This window comes from Stenotrophomonas sp. Sm2128, from assembly GCF_030985535.1.
Taxonomy (GTDB): Bacteria; Pseudomonadota; Gammaproteobacteria; order Xanthomonadales; family Xanthomonadaceae; genus Stenotrophomonas; species Stenotrophomonas maltophilia.
Genome location: NZ_JAPTFQ010000014.1, coordinates 19,911 through 39,557 on the forward strand (window position 1 = coordinate 19,911; position 19,647 = coordinate 39,557).

Below are 19,647 nucleotides of genomic sequence, written 5' to 3' on the forward strand. Positions count from 1 at the left end.
CGACTGTTAGTCGACTGCTCTTTCACCGGCCGGGAAAATCCCGCGCTGCGCGCGAGAGTCGACTGACAGTCGACTCTACAGATCTGCAGGTCAGCGGATCTCGGAGATCTCCACGCCATCCAGGCCCTGTGACAGCGTGCGTGCGTCGCCGCCCTGGCTGAGCTTGATGCGCAGGCGCACTTCGTTCTGCGAATCGGCGTAACGCAGCGCGTCCTCGTAGCTGATCTCGCCGGCCTGGTACAGCTCGAACAGGCTCTGGTCGAAGGTCTTCATGCCCAGCTGGACCGAGTCCTTCATCACTTCCTTCAGCTTGTGGATCTCGCCGTCGCGGATGTAGTCCTGCACCAGCGGCGTGCCCAGCAGGATCTCCATCGCCACCTTGCGCGAGCGGCCATCGGGCGACGGCACCAGCTGCTGCGCGACCACGCCCTTGAGATTCAGCGACAGGTCCATCAGCAGCTGGTTGCGGCGGTCTTCCGGGAAGAAATTGACGATGCGGTCCATCGCCTGGTTGGCGTTGTTGGCATGCAGGGTGCACAGCACCAGGTGGCCGGTTTCGGCGAACGCGATGGCGTGGTCCATGCCTTCGCGGGTACGCACCTCACCGATCATGATCACGTCCGGCGCCTGGCGCAGGGTGTTCTTCAGCGCGGCTTCCCAGCTGTCGGTATCGATGCCGACTTCGCGCTGGGTGATGATGCAGCCCTCGTGCTTGTGCACGAACTCGATCGGATCTTCGATGGTGATGATGTGGCCGGTCGAGTTCTGGTTGCGGTAACCGATCATCGCTGCCAGCGAGGTCGATTTACCGGTACCGGTGGCACCGACGAACAGGATGATGCCGCGCTTGGTCATCGCCAGGGTCTTGATAATCGGCGGCAAGCTCAGTTCTTCCACCGTCGGGATGCGCGTCTCGATGCGACGCAGCACCATGCCGACCTGGTTGCGCTGGTAGAAGCAGCTGACGCGGAAGCGGCCGACACCGGACAGGCCGATGGCGAAGTTGCATTCGTGGGTCTTCTCGAATTCCTCGCGCTGCGCCGGGGTCATCACGTTGAGGACCAGGTCGCGGCTCTGCTGCGGCGTGAGCGGGGTCTGCGTGATCGGCGAGATCTTGCCGTTGACCTTCATTGCCGGCGGCATACCCGCAGTGATGAACAGGTCCGAGGCGCGCTGGTGCGCCATCAGCTTGAGGAACGAAGTGAAATCGATGGTGGTCGCGGTGGTGTTCACGGCAGGCTCCCGGAAAGCGGTTTACCAGGTAACGGTCGGTGGAGGAAACAACACGGGAACAGCAGCGCACTGGCGCACGCTGCCCCGTTACTGCCCCGCCTTACTCGAACAGGCGCTTGTCCTTGGCGTACTCACGGGCCTGGTTTCGGGTGATCAGGCTGCGCTTGACCAGGTCCTGCAGGTGCTGGTCCAGGGTCATCATGCCGTACTGCTGGCCAGTCTGGATGGCCGAGTACATCTGCGCCACCTTGTCCTCGCGGATCAGGTTGCGGATGGCCGGGGTGCCGACCATGATTTCCCACGCTGCGGTACGACCGCCGCCAACCTTCTTCAGCAGCGCCTGCGAAATGACCGCACGCAACGACTCGGACAACATCGAGCGCACCATCGGCTTTTCGCCGGCCGGGAACACGTCGATGATGCGGTCGATGGTCTTGGCCGCCGAACTGGTATGCAGGGTGCCGAACACCAGGTGGCCGGTTTCCGCTGCGGTCAGTGCCAGGCGGATGGTTTCCAGGTCACGAAGTTCGCCCACCAGAATGATGTCCGGGTCCTCACGCAGCGCCGAGCGCAGTGCTTCATTGAAGCCATGCGTGTCGCGGTGCACTTCGCGCTGGTTGATCAGGCACTTCTGCGAGGTATGCACGAATTCGATCGGATCCTCGACGGTGAGGATGTGGCCGTACTCGTTCTTGTTGATGTAGTCGATCATCGCCGCCAGCGTGGTCGACTTGCCCGAACCGGTCGGGCCGGTTACCAGGATCAGGCCCTGCGGCTGCTGGATCACTTCGCGGAACAGCGGCGGGCAGGCCAGGTCCTCGAGGGTGAGCACCTCGGACGGAATGGTACGGAACACCGCACCGGCACCGCGGTTCTGGTTGAACGCGTTCACTCGGAAGCGCGCCAGCGATGGAATCTCGAAGGAGAAGTCCACTTCGAGGAATTCCTCGTAATCGCGGCGCTGCTTGTCGGACATGATGTCGTACACCAGCGCATGGACCTGCTTGTGGTCCAGGGCTGGGATGTTGATCCGGCGAACGTCGCCGTCGACGCGGATCATCGGCGGCAGGCCTGCGGACAGGTGCAGGTCGGACGCTTTGTTCTTTACGGAAAACGCCAGCAGTTCGGCGATATCCATGAGCGGCTACTCCCCAATAACGGCTTCGACTGGAAGGATCTTTCCCCGGGCGGCAGTATAGCCTCCTGATTCAACGGAACGCGTTACGTGGCCACTCCCCTGCCCCAGATCCTGAGCAACCTGCATGCCGCCGCCGAGGCCGCTGGCAGGCCCGACCCACGCCTGCTGGCGGTGTCCAAGACCCAGCCGGCCGAGGCCGTGGCCGCGCTGGCCGCGCAGGGCCAGCACGCCTTCGGCGAGAACTACGTGCAGGAGGCACTGGCCAAGATGCAGGCGCTGCAGCACCTGGCGCTGGAATGGCACCTGATCGGCCACCTGCAGTCGAACAAGGCCGAGGCCGTGGCCAGCCATTTCGACTGGGTGCAGAGCGTGGACCGCCCCAAGCTGGTGACCGCGCTGGCACGCCATCGCCCGGCCGCGCGAGGCCCGCTGAACGTGCTGATCCAGGTCAACATCGACGACGAATCCAGCAAGCATGGCTGTGCACCGGAAGAAGTGGATGCACTGGCCGCAGCGATTGCCGCCGAACCCACCCTGCGCCTGCGCGGACTGATGGCGATTCCCGCGCCATGGCCCGAAGCCGAGCGCCGTCGGGATGCATTCGTGCGCATGCGCACACTTTTCCAGTTGCTGGCTGCCCAGCACGCGCAGATCGACACGCTGTCGATGGGCATGAGCAGCGACTACGCCGAAGCCATCGCCGAGGGCGCCACCCTGGTGCGCATCGGCACCGCCCTGTTCGGCGCGCGCCCGCGCCCGGCCTGATTTTTCAAGGAGACTTCCATGGCAGCTGATTCCATCACCTTCATCGGCGGCGGCAACATGGCGCGCAGCCTGATCGCCGGCCTGATCCGCCAGGGCGTGCCGGCCGCGCACATCCACGTCGCCGAACCGGTGGCCGAACTGCGCCAGGCGCTGGCCGCCGACTTCGGCGTGCAGGTGCATGACAACGCGAGCGATGCCGCCGCGCAGGGTGGCACCTGGCTCCTGGCGGTGAAGCCGCAGGTGCTGCGCGAGGTCTGCCAGTCTCTGCAGGCGCTGGCACAGGCGAGCCGACCGCTGGTGGTGTCGATTGCCGCCGGCATCACCAGTGCGCAGCTGCAGCGTTGGCTGGGGGGCGACCTGGCAGTGGTGCGCGCGATGCCGAACACCCCTGCCCTGCTCGGCGCAGGTGTGACCGGCCTGTTCGCCACACCGTCGGTGGACACGCAGCAGCACGCGCGGGCCGAGCAGGTGCTGGCCAGTGCCGGGCGCACGGTGTGGATCGACAGCGAGGGGCTGATGGATTCAGTGACTGCCGTTTCCGGCAGCGGCCCGGCCTATGTGTTCCTGCTGGCCGAAGCCATGGAAGCGGCGGGTATTGCCCAGGGCCTGCCGGCCGACGCCGCGCGCACGCTGGTGGTGCAGACCCTGCTGGGCGCCTCGCGCATGCTGGATGAGGCTGGCGAAAGCCCGGCGGAACTGCGCCGCCGCGTGACCTCGCCCAACGGCACCACCCAGGCCGCGATCGAGAGCTTCCAGGCCGGTGGCTTCGAGGCCCTGGTGGATACGGCACTGCGCGCCGCGCAGGTGCGTGGGCAGGAACTGTCTGCGGCGAATGATTGATCCCGATGTGTGCCGACCAACGGTCGGCACCTACCATCATCCACGCATGGCGTGGATGCTCATTGCCCCAACGTGGTCATGACGAAATCGACGAAGCACTGCAACCGCGGGCGCGGCCTGCGGTCGGGCAGGTAGATCAGGTGCATCGGCCGCGGTTCGGGCAGGTAGTCGCGCAGCAGCGGCTTCAACCGCCCTGCTGCAATCTCCCCGGCCAGCAGTGCGGTCGGCTGCAGCACCAGCCCGGCCCCGGCCACCGCGGCTTCGCGCAGTGCAACACCATCATTGCAGGTCAGGCGCGCTTCCCAGTCCACCTGTTCACCGTTGGCCAGCTGCCAGCCGTGGCCACCGCGCCAGGCCAGATGGCTCAGGCAGTCATGCCCTTCCAGATCGGCGGGCGTACGCGGCGTGCCGCGCCGGCGCAGGTAGGACGGCGCCGCGCACAGGCTCATCGCATACGGCGGCAGCGGCCGCGCTACCACCTCCTGCGACGGCAGCGGCCCGACCCGGATCGCCACGTCGAAGCCGTCCTCGATCAGATCCACACGGCGGTTGCTCAGATCCAGTTCGACGTTCAGCTGCGGCTGCGCGCGCAGCAGGCCGGCGAGCTGTGGCGCCAGCACGCAGCTGCCCCAGGTGGTGGGTGCGCTGACCCGCAGCAGCCCGCGCGGTTGCACCTGCAGTCCAGCCACGTCGGCCTCGGCCTGCTGCACCTGCTCCAGCACCTGCCGGCACCCGGCCAGGTAGGCGCTGCCGGCTTCGGTCAGGCGCTGGCGGCGGGTGTTCCGTTGCAGCAACGCGGTGCCGAGGTGCGCCTCCAGCTGCTGGATGTACTTGCCGACCATCACCGCCGAGACCTGCAACTGTTCAGCGGCCCCTGCAAAGCTGCCGCACTCGGCTACCGCGACGAAAGCCTGCATGCAGCGAAGGGTATCCATTGCTAATCCAGAGTTAGGAATCTGCAAAGCATACGCCGCTTACCTAACCCCGCTGTGACGGCGCAGACTGCGTTCACTCCCTCACGCAAGGAACGGCCATGAAGATCCTCCTCGTTGGTGCCAGCGGCACCCTCGGCCAGGCAGTCGCCCGCCAGCTCGGACAACAGCATCAGATTCTCGCCGCCGGCCGCAACAGTGGCGAACTGCGCGTGGACCTGACCGACGACGCCAGCGTCGCCGAACTGTTCTCGCGTACCGGCCCGGTTGATGCGGTGATTTCCACCGCCGGCAAGCTGCACTTCGGTCCGCTGCAGGACATGACGCCGGCGCAGTTCAACCTTGGCCTGCAGGACAAGCTGCTGGGCCAGGTGCGGCTGGCATTGGCGGCGCAGCACCATCTCAACGCCGGCGGCTCGATCACCCTGACCAGCGGCATCGTCAGTGCACAGCCGATCCGCGATGGCGTCAACGCCACCTCGGTGAATGCCGCGTTGGAAGGCTTCGTGCGTGCCGCCGCGTTGGAACTGCTGCCGCGTGGCCTGCGCATCAACGTGGTCAGCCCGAACGTGCTGATCGAATCGATGGCGGCCTACGGACCCTACTTCCCGGGCTTTGAAGCGGTGAGCGCGCAGCGCGCGGCGCTGGCCTTCCAGCGTGCAGTGGAAGGCATCCAGAGCGGCGAGACGATCACGGTCTGGTAAGAAAAAAGGCACGGAGGGGATCAAGTCGACAATGCACAAACGACATAATCCCCTCCGTCCCCTTTTCGCGGGTCATTCCCAGCGCATCGGGCCGTCGCCGCGTTCGCCAAGCACATCCCCCGGGTTGGCCAGGCGGCAGCGCTGCAGCGACAGGCAGCCGCAGCCGATACAGCCGGTGAGCTCATCGCGCAGCAGTTGCAGCATGTGGATGCGTTCTTCCAGCTCGGTGCGCCAGCGCGCGGACAGCCTGGCCCAGTCGGCCTTGGTCGGTGCGCGCCCCTCGGGCAGGCTTTCGAAGGCACGGCCGACCGCTTCCAACGGCATGCCCACGCGCTGCGCGACGCGGATCACCGCCAGCCGGCGCAGCACGTCGCGGCTATAGCGGCGCTGGTTACCCGAAGTGCGCAGGCTGCTGATCAACCCCTTGCGCTCGTAGAAGTGCAGCGCCGAAACCGCCACGCCACTGCGCTGGGCGACTTCGCCCACGCTCAGTTCCTGGGACACCATTGCTTGACCTCAACTGCTGTTGAGGTGTCATGCTGCTATCTTCGCCGCCAGTTGACAAGCGCGGCCCGCATCTGACCCGTATGCCCCCGACCCTCTCGCCCGCCGCCGCCCACCTGCCGGCTGACACCTCGATCCTGTCCGCACGCTATCGCGCGACCACCCTCGGCATGGTCGCGCTGGTCGCGCTGCACGCCTTCGAGGCATTGGCCGTTGCGGCCGCGATGCCCACCGTGGCCGAGGCGCTGGATGGCCTGCGCCTGTACGCACTGGCCTTCGGCGGTACCCTGGCCACCAGCGTGATCGGCATGACCCTGGCCGGGCGCTGGGCCGATCACCATGGTCCGGCACGGCCGCTCTGGTACGGATTGGCCTGCTTCGTGCTGGGCCTGTTGCTGGCCGGCTTCGCGATGCGCATGGGCATGCTGGTGGCGGGACGCCTGCTGCAGGGCCTGGGTGCGGGTGCGATCTCGGTCTCGCTGTACGTGATGGTCGGCCGCAGCTACCCGGAGCACCTGCGGCCGAAGGTGTTCGCCGCCTTCTCGGCCGGCTGGGTGGTGCCTTCGATGGTCGGCCCGGCGTTGAGCGGCCTGATCGTGCAGCACCTGGGCTGGCGCTGGGTGTTCCTGGCGGTGCCATTGCTGGCGGTTCCGGCAGGCCTGCTGCTGCGCCCCGCGCTGGCACGCATGCAGCCCAGTCCCCCCGGCACCGCCGACGATGGACGCGGCAAGGTGGTGCGCTGGGCCAGCGGTGCCTCGCTGGCCGCGTTGCTGCTGTACTTCGGCGGTCAGCAACCGGGCCTGCCTGCCCTGCTCTGCATCGGTGTGGCGGTGCTGGCGCTGCTGTTCTGCGTACATCGACTGCTTCCGCCCGGAACACTGATCCTGCGCCGTGGCCTGCCCAGCGTAATCGCGCTGCGTGGCATCGCGGCAGCTGCCTTCTTCGCCTGCGAGGCCTACCTGCCACTGCTGCTGCAGCGCGAACGTGGCCTTTCGCCCAGCTGGGCCGGTGCCGTACTCAGTCTCGGTGCGCTGGGCTGGTTCGCCGGCTCGTGGCTGCAGGGCCACCAGCAGCGTGGCTGGTCACGCCAGCAGCTGCTGCGCGCCGGCACGATGATGATGACCGTCGGCATCGCCGCCACGCTGGCCGTGCTGTTCAACGCGGTGCCACTGCCGGTGTCGCTGCTCGGCTGGGCCGTGACCGGCTTCGGCATGGGCATGATCTACGCCAGCCTGTCGGTGTTGACGCTGTCGTTGTCGGCGCCGCGGGAGCAAGGTGCCAACACCTCGGCACTGCAGCTGAGCGAGGCCCTGTCGGTGACCACCGCGCTGGCGGTCTCCGGCGCATTGTTCGCGTTGTTCGTGGAAAGCACCCCGCACACCGGCTACCTGCTGTGCCTGGCCATCACCTTCGGCCTTGCGCTGTTGGCCACGGTGATCGCGCGACGGGTGTAGCGCCGCCGCGCATCGCGGTAGTGCCGGCCGCTGGCCGGCAACCTCACGAACGCTGGAATGTCCAGATGATGACGGCCAGGGACCGGCATTACCGCGTACCGGCCCCCACATCATCGATGTCCCGATGCAGGATGCGCCGCACTTCCAGCACCGCCTGCGGGGTCTCCTGCACGCTGTGGCCGGAAATGATCACCTTCTCCGACAACGCACCCGGCAGGTGCGCACTCCAGTACGGCACCAGCCCGTCATCGGATTTGTCCACCGGCAGTTCCGGTTTGCGCTGGGCGATGATCGAGTGGTACTTCAGGCCCGCTTCGATCGGCAGCTGTGCGGCGGCCTTCACGAACGGATCGCTGGCCTTGAGGTTGTCGATGCTGTTCGGAATCTTCGGCTTGGCCGTGCCATCGACCTGCTGCTCGGCCTGCGCCAGTGCCAGGAACACATCCTCGAACTTGCCGAGGATGGTCAGCGGCAGGCGTACCAGGCGACCAATCAGGCGCCCGACCTTGTTGCCCGCAATGTCGGTGCCCTGGTGCGGCGCGGCGATGAAGATCGCGCGTTCCACGTTCGGCTGCGCCTTGAAATGCAGCAGCGGCCCCAGCTTGTTCTGCACACGCTTCAGGCGCTCGCCCTTCAGGTCGTAGTTGGCCAGCAGGTCATTCCACAGTACGTCGCCCGAGTCACTGACCAGCAGGCGCGCCAGCACGCCGCCCATGCTGTGGCCGATGTAGACCATGTCCTTCGATGCATGCGTGCTGCCGTTGGGATCGAAGTGCTTCAGCGTGTCGTTGAATGCATTGGCGATCTCGTAGCGGTTCAACGCGATCGGCGCATTGGTCGGGTAGTAGACCTGCCACACCTGGAACTGCTGGCGCAGCTCGGGGTCGCCCATGATCTCGTTGGCCAGGTTCACCCAGGCTTCCGGGCTGCTGGCCAGGCCGTGCAGCATGAAGATGATGCGACGATTCGGGTCCCACGGCTGCATCAGGTAGATGTGCGGTTCGCCGATGCCCTCGCTCATGCCGAACAGGGTGCGCAGCGATTGCCGGGCGAAACCGCTCTGCGCCAGCCACAGGCCATAGGCGGCGGTGAAGTTGCCGGCCAGCGGCACCTGCTCGCCATGCAGGGTGATGCGCTCGGTGGCTTCGGGCGAATAAGCGTCCAGCTCGACCCGGCGCGTGCGCATCACATCGTCCAGGTTGCTGCCCTCGAAACGCAGCAGTGCGGTGACGTTGATCGAGGACATCTCGCTGAACTCGGGCACCGAGTCGTCATGGCGATGACGGCGGCCACGGCGTGCGTCGTCCTCATCCTCCTGCGGCGCCTCGGCCTTGGGGCCCTCGGGTGCGATCACCGGTGCAACCAGCTTCGGCGGGTCCATCACCATCACCAGCTCAGCACCGAAGCCATCACGGCGATAGGTACTGCGCAGGCCGACGAAGCTGACCGTGCCGGCCGGCACCAGCTGCGCGGGAATGCTCTTCAGGTTCAGCTGCTGGTAATTGGAGGCCAGCGACCAGCTGCCGACCGTGAGCGGCTTCGTGTAATCCTCGCCGGCCAGCGCAGCGGCGCGTGCGCGCACGAACAGCACCACTGCCGCCTTCTCGGCGGCGTAGTTGTAGTAGTCGCGCACCTGCGTCTGCCGATCCTCGAAGGCACGGTCGGACGGCGAGCGGCCGCTGTAGAACAGGTACGCATAGGCGTAACGCGCGGCTTCCAACCAGGCATCCAATGCCGCATCGCTCATCGGCGGATCGCCGGCAGCCGTCTTCTTCGGCGTCATCGCCAGCGCGGCCTTCACCCACAGTTCGGACAGCGCCGACAACCGCTGCTCGACATTGAGGTCGTCGGTCATCAGCAGCGTGCTGCGGCAGACCAGGAAGTCCTTTTCGCACTGCGACTCGTCCAGGCCTGCCGCGCTGAGCGTCTCGCGCGCGGCCGGACTGAGCTTGCCCGTGTTGAGCACGTCGGCACGCTTGTTGACCAGCGAATCGCTGGACTTGACCTGCTTGACGGTAACCATCGCGCAACCGCTGCTACCCAGCAGCAGGAAGGCAGCGAACAACACCGGCAGCAGGCGCTGCCAGCGGCGTGGGAGGAATCGGGTCATTACTGCGGGTCCTGCTCGGTGCCGGGCACGCCCTGGCGGATTACGGTGGAGAAATGTTCGCCGCTGCCCAGGTCCAGCGCACGCTGGGTGATGCGGCCCTTGTCATGCAGCTCGGCGTACGGCACACCTGGAGCGAGCGCGCCGACCTCCTGCGCGTACTCGGCCAGGTAACCGGACAGCAGCAGGCGATAGTCCAGCGGCAGGCGCGGTGCGATGTGCCGGGCCAGGTCGAAGACGATCGTGGTGCAGTTGCTGGTCAGCGTGTTGTAGAAGCCGGGCTTGGCATCCAGTTCGCGGGCCTGCGCGATGTACGCAGCGAACAGTTCCTTCAGCTGTGCGCGGCTCATGCCATGCAGCCGGTACAGGTAGACATCCTCGCCGCGCGCGTTGGTGCGGGTGCGGATGATGTCGGTCTCCTCCGAAGCTACCAGGGTCATCTCGAACTTGCGGAAGAAGCCACCCAGCGCCGAGAACGATTCACCGCGCTCCTTGCGGATCTCCAGCGAGAACACCACGTGGCGACCGTCCTCGAAACCAAACGAGATCAGGGTGTGGGCGATGGCCGGGCCCATCCAGTACGACAGCACCAGATCGGCCGAGCGCAACTGGTCCAGGTCGTACTCGCGGCGCACCCAGCGGGCGTCGTAGTCGGTTTCGCTGCGCCAGGTGAAATCACGCACGTTGTCCAGCACGACGTGGCGGCCATCGAAAGACACCACGTGCAGGCGCTGGGCCACGTCATCGGCCCACACGCGGTCCTGGCGCGGGGTCAGCAGCAGCCACCACAGGCCGGCCAGCGCCAGCGATGCCCCGAACGCCAGGCCCAGGCGGCGCGAGGCACGGCCCCGCGCGACCCGCCACGACGCCCACAGCGCTACCAGCAGCCACAGCCCGGCGACGCCGGTAGCCAGCCAGCCCGGCCCGGGCACCTGGTAGGCCAGCAGCCCGGTCACCCACAGCGCCAGCAGCGCCATGGCACTTCCTGTCATCCATCGTCCTGCGGCTTTCACTGGCATCCTGTCGCGGTCCTGAAGCCGCATAGTTAGCCACAAGCGGGTTCACCGTGGCATCTACGGCCCGTTCAGGCACATCGGCGCACCGTCTGCGGCGGCCCCCGCGGCCAGACGGATCACACAGGAGCAATCATGGGCATCACTTCCGTGGCCGGCGTTCCGGTCCAACCCCAGCACCGCGCAACCTGCCACTGCGGCACCGTCGAGTTGCTGCTGGACCTGCCGGACGGCATCGTCGATCCCCGCCGCTGCGACTGCTCGATGTGCCGGCGCCGGGGTGCCATCGCCGCCAGCGTCCCCCGCCAGGGCCTGCAGGTGCTGCGCGGGCAGAACCATCTGCGGATGTACCAGTTCAACACCCATGTGGCCGAGCACTACTTCTGTGGCGTGTGCGGCATCTACACCCATCACCGGCGCCGCTCCAACCCCGACCAGTACGGCTACAACGTGGCCTGCCTGGAAGGCATCGACCCGTTCGCGTTGGGGGTGATCCCGGTCAGCGATGGGGTCAACCATCCATCAGACCGCACCGGCTAGTGGCTCGTGCGCCGCGGCGGGGTGACCACCTTCTGCCAGGGCGCCATGCCGCTGCGCCCGGCCCGCGCCGGGCGTTTCAGCCAGGGCCGGCGCGGCGGTGCCGGTGGCGCATCCGCGGCCGGGGCAGGAAGCGGTCGACGGCCAGGCCAGAGATGATCGAGCAGCCACATGGCAGGTCTCCGTGGGGGACGGGGACGACCAAGCCTAGGCCCGGGTGGGCATAGGCAGCGTGAGTGGGACACGACAACGGGATGACGGCGAAGGCGGGCGATGAGCCTGCTACGCAGTACGCCCGACCAACGCGTCTTTACGTTTCCGCAGCAACAGGTGCAACAACGCAGCACATGCGGCGGTCAGCAGCGCCAGTACACGCAGCAGCGTTGCCAGCGCCTCACTACTGGCATGCTGAAGCTGCATGCGACTCATCGCCGGTAGCAGTGCCTGCGCCTGTTCCCGCGCCCCCGTGGCCAGATAGGCACCGGCACGCGCCAGCGATGCCGGCGACGCGCCCTGCAGCTGATGGCCGATCAGCAGCGCAAGCAAGGCAGTGACTGCGGCCAATGCGATGCCCTCACCGGCTACACGCACGGTCCCGAAGATGCCGGCGGCCATGCCCGCACGCTGTACCGGCACCACGCTCACCGACAGCCCATCCATCAGCCCCCATGGCAAGGCCGTTCCTGCACCGACCAGCATCAGCCACGGCACCCACTGCGAAGGCGACGGCTGCGATGCATGGCGCGACAGCAGGTACAGGCCAGAGGCACAGACCAGCAGTCCCAGCGTGCACAGCCGCGCACTTCCCACGCGCTCCGCCCAGCGCGCGGCCAGCATCGGCAGCACCAGCATCGGCGCGGACAGGGTCAGCATCTGCAGCCCCACCAGGGTCGCGCTCTGTCCGTGCACTCCCAGCAGCTGCAGAGGCAATACCACCAGCAGCACCACGTAGCCGAAGCAGGTTGCGACCGGCAGCAGCTGGACACCGAGGAACGCCGGTTGCGAGAACAACGAGAGGTCCAGCAGGGGTGAGCGGTGCAGTCGTTCGATGCAGATGAACGCTGCGCCCAGCAGCAGCGTCGCCAACAGCGCCAGTTGCACGCGCACGGTATGCAGGCCGAACTCGCCCAGCCACAGCAGGGCCAGGGTCAACGCTGCCAGCATCAGGCTGAAGCCCAGCATGCCGCCGACATCCAGCCGCCCGCGTTCACCGTGGCTTTCGGGCAACACACGCGCGCCCAGTACGAAGGCGGCGAATGTCAGCACGCCGCCGACGGCGAACACACTGCGCCATCCCAATGCCTGCAGCAGCAGACCCGCAAGCAGCGGCCCCAGCGCCAACCCCGCACCGAATGTGCCGCCCAGCAGGGCGAACACACGGCCACGCATCGGCCCCTGCCAAGCATGCGCGAGCGCAGCCGTGCCGGACGCCAACGCCGCTGCGGCGGCAACGCCCTGCAGCCCGCGCGCCAGATCCAGCCACAGCAGCGTGGGCGCGAGGCAGACGACGATCGTGGCGACGGTGAAGCCTGCCGTGCCCAGCAGGAACAACCGCCGCCGGCCATAGCGGTCGGCCAGGCCACCGGCAGCGAGCAGCAGGCTGCCGAAGGTGAGCATGAGGGCATTGGTCACCCAGGCCAGCACGCTCGGCGACGACGCCACGGAACGGGCCAGCGCGGGCACCGCGACGGCACCGGCCGAGAAGGACAACGGCAACGCCAGTGCGGCCAGGCAGACGGCAAGCAGGGTCCAGCGCTGCTGCGTCTGGACAGGTACAGGGAGCATCGAAACCGGGGCCATGCGGGCCTCCATCCATCAGGGGCATTGATGATGGACGGGCCGCTATCCCTGAAAAACAGGCTCGATGGACGTTGATTGCGTCCTAATGTTCCGTAATCATGCCCCGCATGGACTCCATTTCTGCCCTGCTCGCCTTCGTCCGCACCGCGGAGGCCGGCAGCATCGTTGGTGCTGCGCGTGCACTTGGCCTGTCCGCGTCGGCGGTCGGCAAGCGCATCGCCCGCCTTGAACAGGAGCTCGGCACCCGGCTGTTCCAACGCACCACTCGCCGCGTGCATCTCACCGACGAAGGCGAACTGCTGCTGCAGCGCTGTCGGCGTGCACTGGACGAGCTTTCCGAAGCACAGGCGGACCTGGCGCAGCGACAGCACGCCCCCAGCGGGCTGCTGCGCATCGGCCTGCCCACCATCGGGTACCGCTTCCTGCTGCCGGTGCTGCCCGGCTTCCAGCAACGCTATCCGCAGGTGCAGCTGGAACTGGACTTCAACGACCGCATCGTCGATGTGGTCAGCGAAGGCCTGGACGCGGTGATACGCAGTGGTGAACTGGCCGATTCCAGCCTGACCGCACGGCGACTGGGCGGCTTTCGTTTCATCCTCTGTGCGGCGCCGGGCTATCTGCAGATGCGTGGAACGCCCGGCGATGTGGGCGACCTGCGCCTGCATACCGCGCTGCGCTTTCGTTACCCCACCACCGGAAAGCTGCATCCCTGGCAGCTGCCGGGCATCGAAGGCGATGCCGGAGGGCGCCTTCCCACGGCGATGACCTGCAACAACATGGAGGCCGTGCTGGCCGCTGCGATCGGTTGCATGGGCCTGGCCTGGATGCCTGACTTCCTCGCTGCTGACGCGCTGGCCGATGGCCGCCTGCAACGGGTACTGCCTGCGCTGCCCACGCACCAGGGGCAGTTCTCGCTGCTATGGCCCGGTGGGCGCCATCCCAGTGCACGCCTGCGGGTATTCATCGACTATGCCGTTGCGCATCTGTTCCAGGGCGCCCCGGAAAAGGGGACGGAGGGGATTAAGTCGTTTCAGGCACAGTAGGACCGATTACGACTTAATCCCCTCCGTCCCCTTTTTCGTTCAGCGGCTGAAGCGGCGCGCGCCGGCCACGCAGATCACCGCGACCACGGTCACCAGCACCATGCTGAGGCTGACCGATTCGTGCAGCAGCAGCGCGGCCAGGGCCAGGCCGAAGAACGGTTGCAGCAACTGCAACTGGCCGACGGCGGCGATGCCGCCCTGCGCCAGCCCGCGGTACCAGAACAGGAAGCCGATCAGCATGCTGAACACTGCCACATAGCCCAGCGCCCACCACGCCGAGGCACCGACCGCAGTGAACGATGCCGGGCGCATCAGCACCGTCAGCGGCAGCATCACCGGCAAGGCCAGCAGCAACGCCCAACTGATCACCTGCCAACCGCCGAGATGACGGGCCAGCCGACCACCTTCGGCATAGCCCAGCCCGCACACCACGATCGCCGCCAGCATCAGCAGATCGGCCTGCAACGATGCCTCGATGCCGTTGCGCACCGCATAGCCGACCACGCAGGCACTGCCAAGCAGCGAGAACAACCAGAAGGCTGGGCGCGGTCGATCGCCACCGCGCAGCACGCCGAATACCGCAGTGCTCAGCGGCAACAGACCGAGGAACACGATGGTGTGCGCCGACGATGCGTGACGCAGCGCGAGTGCGGTCAACAGCGGAAAGCCGACCACCACCCCGAGGCTGACCACTATCAGCCCGGGCAGGTCACTGCGCCGCGGCCACGGCTGGCGCAGCAGAAGGAGCAGGCCGAGGCCGAGCACGGCGGCAATGGTGGCGCGTGCAGCGGTGACGAATCCGGCGTCCAGCTGCAGCACCGCCAAGCGGGTGGCCGGCAGGGAGCCGGCGAAGATCACCACACCGATGAAGCCATTGATCCAACCACTCGCCGACCGTTCCACGCCTATACTCCTGAAGGTGCCGGACGATGCCCGGCTGGACCTGCATGGAAGCATCCGGCGCGGGAAGACCCCAGCTACAATCCAGTACAGTCGCAAGTAACTGTACTGCCCACACTTCCACTACGGTTCCACCATGCCGCGCCCGCTTACCCGCATCGAATCGGTCATCCAGACCGTCCGCACCCGCATCAGTGCACGGGTGGATGGCCCCGGCTCACGCCTGCCTTCGGTTCGTGCGCAGGCTGCGACGATGGGGGTTTCGGTCTCCACCGTGGTCGAGGCCTACGAGCGCCTGGCGGCCGAAGGCCTGATCAGTGCGCGCGCAGGCTCGGGCTTCTACGTCAGTGGCCCGGCCGCACCGCTGGCGCTGGCCGAACTGGAGCCACGGCTGGATCGCGCGGTGGATCCGCTGTGGGTATCACGGCAATCGCTGGAAACGCCCGCGGGCGACCTCAAGCCAGGGTGCGGCTGGATGCCCAGTGACTGGCTGTATCACGATGGCGTGCGCCGCGGCCTGCGCCGGCTGGCGCGTGCCGATGCCATGCAACTGGTGGACTACGCCGCCCCGCTCGGGCTGCCCGCGTTGCGCCAGCTGCTGCAAAGGCGCAGCGCCACGCTTGGCATCGATGCACCGGTGGAGCAGATCCTGTTGACCGAATCCGGTACGCACGCGGTCGATCTGCTCTGCCGTTTCCTGCTCAAGCCCGGCGACTGCGTGCTGGTCGATGACCCGAGCTACTTCAACTACCACGCGCTGCTCAAGGCGCACCAGGTGCAGGCCATCGGCGTGCCGTACACGCACAGCGGCCCGGACCTGGAGGCGTTCGCGCAGGCCCTGCAGGCACATTCGCCGCGGCTGTACATCACCAATTCCGGATTGCACAACCCGACCGGCGCGGTGCTTTCCGCGAGCACCGCACACCGCCTGCTGGGCCTGGCCGAACGCAGCGAACTGATCATCATCGAGGATGACATCTTCGCCGACTTCGAACTGCAGCCGGCACTGCGGCTGGCAGCGCTCGATGGACTGTCACGGGTGATCCACGTCGGCAGTTTCTCCAAGACGCTGTCGGCAGCCTCGCGCTGCGGCTACATCGCTGCGCGCCACGACTGGATAGAGGCATTGACCGACCTGAAGCTGGCGACCAGCTTCGGCGGTGGCCATCTGGCCGCGCAGTTGATGCACATCGCGCTGACCGACAGCGGTTACCGCCGCCACATGCAGTCGATACGTTCGCGGCTGGCCGATGCACGCCGGCACACACTGCGGAAGCTGCAGATGCTGGGCATCACGCCGTGGCTGCAGCCGGAAGCCGGCCTGTTCCTGTGGTGCCAGCTGCCCGATGGCCGCGACGCCGCCGCACTGGCGCGGCAATGCCTGCGCGAAGGCATCGTGCTGGCGCCGGGCAATGCCTTCAGCCAATCGCAGCGCGCAGCCGACTATGTGCGTTTCAACGTTTCGCAGTGCCAAGACCCGAGGATCTGGCAGGTACTGGCGCGCGCGCTGCGTTGAGCTGGTAATGCGCGACCAGCGCATCCACCACCACGCGCACGCCCGGCAACTGGCCGCGGCGATGCGGCAGCAACACGCTGGTGGTGACTTCGCCGGCATGCCATGCCGGCAGCACCTGCTGCAGGCGGCCGGCGGCGATGGCCGCAGCACACAGGCTGTGTGGCAGCACGGTGATGCCAAGACCCGCTTCGGCCGCCGCGACCAGCAGCTGCGATTCATTGCCGACCAGCGCCACCTGCGGCTCCACCTGCACAGTGCGGGCGTCGGCGCTGTGCAGCGTCCAGCGCGTTGCATGGCGCGCGGTCAGCAGGCCGGCATGCGCGCGTAGCTGTTCGGGCGTGTCCAGTGCCGGCGCGGCTGCCAGATAACCAGGGGACGCCACCAGCACGATGCGTTCGCTACCGAGCATGCGCTGCACCAACCCGGAATCCGGCAGCGGACCGAAGTGGCTGCGCAGGGCGATGTCGATGCCTTCCTGCGCCAGGTCGATAAAACGATCACTCACTTCAACTTCGATACGCAGCCGTGGATAGCGGCGGGCCAACGGGGGCAGGCACACGGCGAGCTCGCCCTGCACCACCGGAATCGAAGCGCTGATGCGCACGGTGCCACTCGGTTCGGCCTGGCGGTCACGGACAATGGCCTCGGCGGACTCCACCTCGGACAACGCCGCGCGTGCGCGATCAAAGAACGCCTGGCCGACTTCGGTCAGCGCGAAGCGCCGCGAACTGCGTTGCAGCAGCCGTACCTCGAGGTGTTCTTCCAGCAGCGCCACGCGCTTGCTCAACGTCGAGCGCGGCAGGCCCAGATGGCGTCCGCCTGCTGCAAAACCGCCCTGCTCCACTGCGGCCACGAACAGGGCCAGATCGTTGAGGTTGAGCATGCGCAACGTCCACAGGTGTGGACTTCAGGATGCCATTCGAACCGCTTCCGGGGCAATGTCCACGCAGGCACGCTTTCCTCACCCGCCGCATCGCGGCTTGAACCGGAAACCTGCCATGACCCCGATTCTCTTCTACGGCGTGCCCTCGGGCTGCTCGTTCGGCTCCATCGTCGCGCTGGAATGGCTGCGCCAGCCGTATCACCTGTGCCGTATCGACATGCCCGGCCAGGTGCAGGGCGAAGACTATCGCCGCCTCAATCCACTGGGCGAAACCCCCACTCTGTGCACCGCGCAGGGCGAACTGCTCAGCGAGAGCCTGGCCATCCTCAACCACCTGGCCGCGCTGGGTATCGCGCAGGGGCTGGGCTTCGCACAGGGCACCTCCGGCTTCGATCGCCTCAACCATCGGCTGGCCTATCTCAACACCAGTTTCTTCGGTGCCTACGCGCCGCTCTGGCACGCACTGGAGCATGCGGAAGGCGATGAAGGCGAGGCGCTGCGTGCCTATGGCACCACCAAGGTGCGCCACGCCCACCAGGCGCTGGAGCAGATGATCGGCACGGGCCCGTGGCTGCTGGGCGAACAGCGCAGCTTTGCCGATGCCTACTTCGCCGGCATCGCGCGCTGGAACGACTATCACCAGGTGGTCGATCGTCGCGAGTACCCCAGGGTGCAGCAGCTGTTCGAGCGCCTGCAGGACGACGCCGGCGTGCAGTTCGCCCACGCCATCGAAGCGCAGCAGCCGGCAACCAGCAGCGGTGGCTTCCTCGGCGAGGTGCGGCTGGAAGACGTGCTTGAGGCAGCAGCGGCCTGAGCCCTGTCCTGCCCGTGTGGCAGCGGCGCGCAATGCCTCTTGCGCGCCGCGCTACAGTGGTATGTCCCCCCGCCGCAGGAATCCGCGCATGTCCACGTTCTCCGATCCGCAGGCGGTGGCCCGCTATGCCGAAGCGCCGCTGCGCCAGGTGCCCGGTTTCCTCGCGTTGCAGCAGATGAGCCGCCTGCTGCTGGCCGAACGCGTTCCCGCGCAGGGCCGTGTGCTGGTGCTGGGCGCCGGTGGCGGGCTGGAGCTGAAGGCTTTTGCCGAGGCGCAGCCGGGCTGGCAGCTGCTGGGCGTGGATCCGGCCGCGCCGATGCTGGCCCTGGCCGAGCAGACACTGGGTCCACTGATGCCGCGCGTGCAGCTGCTGGAAGGCTACATCGACGATGCCCCGGACCTGCGCTTCGATGGGGCCAGCTGCCTGCTGACCCTGCACTTCCTCGACGCCGCGCAGCGCCTGCACACGCTGCGCGAGCTGCACAGGCGCCTGCAGCCCGGCGCACCGCTGGTGGTGGCCCACCACAGCGTGCCGCAGGATCCGGCCGGCAAGCTGCGCTGGTTGCAGCGCTACGCCGCGTTCGCCGAAGCCTCCGGCGTTGCCCACGCCGATGCACGGCGCGCGATCGACGCCATTGCCGAGCGGCTGCCGCTGCTGGCCCCCGAACAGGAAGTGGCGCTGCTGCAGGAGGCCGGCTTCGACGATGTGGAGCTGTTCTATGCAGGCTTCAGCTTCAAGGGCTGGGTGGCGTGCGCCGGGTGATGCCTACGGCACCACGGTGATGCCGATCCGCTGCATCAACAGCGCCACCTGCTGCACGTCCAGTGTGGCGCCGCGCAGGTTGGTGCTGCGCAGGTCCAGCTCGCCCAGCTCGGAGTTGGTCAGGTTGCAGCCGGTGAAGTTGGCGCTGTTCCAGTCGATGCCCTCGAACTGGCCGCCGGACAGGTCCGAGCCGGCGAAGCTGGCGCCGCTGACGTTCGCACCGTCCCAGCGGTTCTCCCACAGTTCGCATTTCTCCAGCGTGGCCCGCGAGAAATTGGCATAGCGCAGGTTCGACTTCTTGATGAACGCGCTGCAGAACCAGCTGCGCGTGGTGATCTGGTTCATGAAGCTGGCGTTGCTGAAATCCGCGCCCTGCGCACGGCACTCGCTGATCTCCAGGCCCAGTGCCTTGATGAAATTGAAGTGGCACATGCTGATGTCGCAGCTGCGGAAGCTGGCTTCCTTCAACGTAGCGCCGTTGAAACGGCAGCCGCTGCGACTGTCGGCGTCGTAGAAGCTGCAGTTGATGAACTCGGTGGCGGTCAGGTCCACGCCTGAAAAATCGCACTCGTGGAACTGCTGGTCGACCACTTTCTGGCCGGTGTACTGGTCCGCGCCGATGCGCAGCTTGCGGTGAACGGTGGGAGACATCAGGGATTCCATGCCAAGTGCCCCGCCATGATGCCGGGCCGCGAGGCCGA

The 19,647-nt window shown here is 67.1% G+C and carries 18 protein-coding genes and 1 pseudogene; 9 read left to right on the forward strand and 10 right to left on the reverse strand.

The window, feature by feature from the left end:
• Positions 1 to 90: 90 nt before the first annotated feature.
• Together O0K41_RS06185 and O0K41_RS06190 are read right to left on the reverse strand one after the other, a co-directional pair.
• Positions 91 to 1,233, reverse strand: coding sequence for a PilT/PilU family type 4a pilus ATPase (locus O0K41_RS06185; RefSeq protein ID WP_005408369.1), 1,143 nt, complete (start codon positions 1,231 to 1,233; stop codon positions 91 to 93).
• A 100-nt stretch (positions 1,234 to 1,333) separates the two neighbouring features.
• Positions 1,334 to 2,371, reverse strand: coding sequence for a type IV pilus twitching motility protein PilT (locus tag O0K41_RS06190; protein WP_004147099.1), 1,038 nt, complete (start codon positions 2,369 to 2,371; stop codon positions 1,334 to 1,336).
• Between the two features lie 87 nt (positions 2,372 to 2,458).
• On the opposite strand from O0K41_RS06190, the gene O0K41_RS06195 reads away from it, so the two are divergent.
• Both O0K41_RS06195 and proC read left to right on the forward strand, forming a co-directional pair.
• Positions 2,459 to 3,136: a YggS family pyridoxal phosphate-dependent enzyme gene (locus tag O0K41_RS06195; protein WP_005408368.1), complete on the forward strand. Its 678-nt coding sequence runs from the start codon at positions 2,459 to 2,461 to the stop codon at positions 3,134 to 3,136.
• A gap of 18 nt (positions 3,137 to 3,154) precedes the next feature.
• Complete coding sequence (proC, locus tag O0K41_RS06200) at positions 3,155 to 3,976, forward strand: pyrroline-5-carboxylate reductase (protein WP_005408367.1); 822 nt, start codon at positions 3,155 to 3,157, stop codon at positions 3,974 to 3,976.
• A 59-nt stretch (positions 3,977 to 4,035) separates the two neighbouring features.
• Here the strand turns inward: proC and O0K41_RS06205 are convergent, their stop codons facing one another.
• Positions 4,036 to 4,911 (reverse strand): LysR family transcriptional regulator, encoded by an 876-nt coding sequence (locus O0K41_RS06205; RefSeq protein ID WP_012479333.1) that lies wholly within the window; start codon positions 4,909 to 4,911, stop codon positions 4,036 to 4,038.
• 74 nt (positions 4,912 to 4,985) lie between these two features.
• Between O0K41_RS06205 and O0K41_RS06210 the strand changes: the two are divergent.
• Positions 4,986 to 5,612, forward strand: a pseudogene (locus O0K41_RS06210) (short chain dehydrogenase); the annotation flags it as partial.
• A gap of 72 nt (positions 5,613 to 5,684) precedes the next feature.
• Here the strand turns inward: O0K41_RS06210 and soxR are convergent.
• On the reverse strand, positions 5,685 to 6,119 hold the full coding sequence (soxR, locus tag O0K41_RS06215; protein ID WP_005412484.1) for a redox-sensitive transcriptional activator SoxR: 435 nt from the start codon (positions 6,117 to 6,119) through the stop codon (positions 5,685 to 5,687).
• 29 nt (positions 6,120 to 6,148) lie between these two features.
• On the opposite strand from soxR, the gene O0K41_RS06220 reads away from it, so the two are divergent.
• Entirely contained in the window at positions 6,149 to 7,570 is a 1,422-nt protein-coding gene (locus O0K41_RS06220; RefSeq protein WP_164221309.1) for an MFS transporter, read from the forward strand.
• Between the two features lie 88 nt (positions 7,571 to 7,658).
• Here the strand turns inward: O0K41_RS06220 and O0K41_RS06225 are convergent, their stop codons facing one another.
• Together O0K41_RS06225 and O0K41_RS06230 are read right to left on the reverse strand one after the other, a co-directional pair.
• Entirely contained in the window at positions 7,659 to 9,680 is a 2,022-nt protein-coding gene (locus O0K41_RS06225) for an alpha/beta hydrolase (protein ID WP_043033643.1), read from the reverse strand.
• The gene (locus O0K41_RS06230; protein WP_164221393.1) at positions 9,680 to 10,654 is read right to left on the reverse strand and encodes a DUF4105 domain-containing protein; all 975 of its coding nucleotides are present in this window, start codon (positions 10,652 to 10,654) and stop codon (positions 9,680 to 9,682) included. The genes O0K41_RS06225 and O0K41_RS06230 overlap by 1 nt, the downstream gene beginning before the upstream one ends.
• Positions 10,655 to 10,825: 171 nt before the next feature.
• On the opposite strand from O0K41_RS06230, the gene O0K41_RS06235 reads away from it, so the two are divergent.
• Complete coding sequence (locus O0K41_RS06235; protein WP_005408360.1) at positions 10,826 to 11,230, forward strand: GFA family protein; 405 nt, start codon at positions 10,826 to 10,828, stop codon at positions 11,228 to 11,230.
• A gap of 279 nt (positions 11,231 to 11,509) precedes the next feature.
• Here the strand turns inward: O0K41_RS06235 and O0K41_RS06240 are convergent, their stop codons facing one another.
• Positions 11,510 to 13,027 (reverse strand): MFS transporter, encoded by a 1,518-nt coding sequence (locus tag O0K41_RS06240; RefSeq protein ID WP_164221311.1) that lies wholly within the window; start codon positions 13,025 to 13,027, stop codon positions 11,510 to 11,512.
• A 107-nt stretch (positions 13,028 to 13,134) separates the two neighbouring features.
• Here O0K41_RS06240 and O0K41_RS06245 point away from each other — a divergent pair, with 107 nt between their 5' ends.
• The gene (locus tag O0K41_RS06245) at positions 13,135 to 14,070 is read left to right on the forward strand and encodes a LysR substrate-binding domain-containing protein (RefSeq protein ID WP_123958271.1); all 936 of its coding nucleotides are present in this window, start codon (positions 13,135 to 13,137) and stop codon (positions 14,068 to 14,070) included.
• Positions 14,071 to 14,109: 39 nt separating this feature from the next.
• On the opposite strand, the gene O0K41_RS06250 is transcribed toward O0K41_RS06245, so the two are convergent.
• Entirely contained in the window at positions 14,110 to 14,973 is an 864-nt protein-coding gene (locus O0K41_RS06250; RefSeq protein ID WP_123958270.1) for a DMT family transporter, read from the reverse strand.
• Positions 14,974 to 15,106: 133 nt separating this feature from the next.
• Between O0K41_RS06250 and O0K41_RS06255 the strand changes: the two genes are divergently transcribed.
• Complete coding sequence (locus O0K41_RS06255) at positions 15,107 to 16,486, forward strand: PLP-dependent aminotransferase family protein (protein ID WP_049451071.1); 1,380 nt, start codon at positions 15,107 to 15,109, stop codon at positions 16,484 to 16,486.
• On the opposite strand, the gene O0K41_RS06260 is transcribed toward O0K41_RS06255, so the two are convergent.
• Positions 16,425 to 17,369, reverse strand: coding sequence for a LysR substrate-binding domain-containing protein (locus O0K41_RS06260; protein ID WP_123958268.1), 945 nt, complete (start codon positions 17,367 to 17,369; stop codon positions 16,425 to 16,427). The genes O0K41_RS06255 and O0K41_RS06260 overlap by 62 nt on opposite strands.
• Before the next feature lie 115 nt (positions 17,370 to 17,484).
• On the opposite strand from O0K41_RS06260, the gene O0K41_RS06265 reads away from it, so the two are divergent.
• On the forward strand, positions 17,485 to 18,183 hold the full coding sequence (locus tag O0K41_RS06265) for a glutathione S-transferase family protein (RefSeq protein ID WP_123958267.1): 699 nt from the start codon (positions 17,485 to 17,487) through the stop codon (positions 18,181 to 18,183).
• An 88-nt stretch (positions 18,184 to 18,271) separates the two neighbouring features.
• Positions 18,272 to 18,946 (forward strand): class I SAM-dependent methyltransferase, encoded by a 675-nt coding sequence (locus O0K41_RS06270; protein ID WP_123958266.1) that lies wholly within the window; start codon positions 18,272 to 18,274, stop codon positions 18,944 to 18,946.
• Positions 18,947 to 18,949: 3 nt separating this feature from the next.
• On the opposite strand, the gene smqnr is transcribed toward O0K41_RS06270, so the two are convergent.
• Positions 18,950 to 19,597: a SmQnr family pentapeptide repeat protein gene (smqnr, locus tag O0K41_RS06275; protein WP_164221313.1), complete on the reverse strand. Its 648-nt coding sequence runs from the start codon at positions 19,595 to 19,597 to the stop codon at positions 18,950 to 18,952.
• Positions 19,598 to 19,647: the final 50 nt, after the last annotated feature.

Coding starts and splice junctions, on each gene's coding strand:
- smqnr (WP_164221313.1), bottom strand. CDS start 19,597: ATGTCTCCCACCGTTCACCGCAAGCTGCGCATCGGCGCGGACCAGTAC.
- O0K41_RS06245 (WP_123958271.1), top strand. CDS start 13,135: ATGGACTCCATTTCTGCCCTGCTCGCCTTCGTCCGCACCGCGGAGGCC.
- O0K41_RS06270 (WP_123958266.1), top strand. CDS start 18,272: ATGTCCACGTTCTCCGATCCGCAGGCGGTGGCCCGCTATGCCGAAGCG.
- O0K41_RS06240 (WP_164221311.1), bottom strand. CDS start 13,027: ATGGCCCCGGTTTCGATGCTCCCTGTACCTGTCCAGACGCAGCAGCGC.
- O0K41_RS06265 (WP_123958267.1), top strand. CDS start 17,485: ATGACCCCGATTCTCTTCTACGGCGTGCCCTCGGGCTGCTCGTTCGGC.
- soxR (WP_005412484.1), bottom strand. CDS start 6,119: ATGGTGTCCCAGGAACTGAGCGTGGGCGAAGTCGCCCAGCGCAGTGGC.
- O0K41_RS06205 (WP_012479333.1), bottom strand. CDS start 4,911: ATGGATACCCTTCGCTGCATGCAGGCTTTCGTCGCGGTAGCCGAGTGC.
- O0K41_RS06235 (WP_005408360.1), top strand. CDS start 10,826: ATGGGCATCACTTCCGTGGCCGGCGTTCCGGTCCAACCCCAGCACCGC.
- O0K41_RS06190 (WP_004147099.1), bottom strand. CDS start 2,371: ATGGATATCGCCGAACTGCTGGCGTTTTCCGTAAAGAACAAAGCGTCC.
- O0K41_RS06260 (WP_123958268.1), bottom strand. CDS start 17,369: ATGCTCAACCTCAACGATCTGGCCCTGTTCGTGGCCGCAGTGGAGCAG.
- O0K41_RS06225 (WP_043033643.1), bottom strand. CDS start 9,680: ATGACCCGATTCCTCCCACGCCGCTGGCAGCGCCTGCTGCCGGTGTTG.
- O0K41_RS06220 (WP_164221309.1), top strand. CDS start 6,149: ATGCTGCTATCTTCGCCGCCAGTTGACAAGCGCGGCCCGCATCTGACC.
- O0K41_RS06230 (WP_164221393.1), bottom strand. CDS start 10,654: ATGGCGCTGCTGGCGCTGTGGGTGACCGGGCTGCTGGCCTACCAGGTG.
- proC (WP_005408367.1), top strand. CDS start 3,155: ATGGCAGCTGATTCCATCACCTTCATCGGCGGCGGCAACATGGCGCGC.
- O0K41_RS06255 (WP_049451071.1), top strand. CDS start 15,107: ATGCCGCGCCCGCTTACCCGCATCGAATCGGTCATCCAGACCGTCCGC.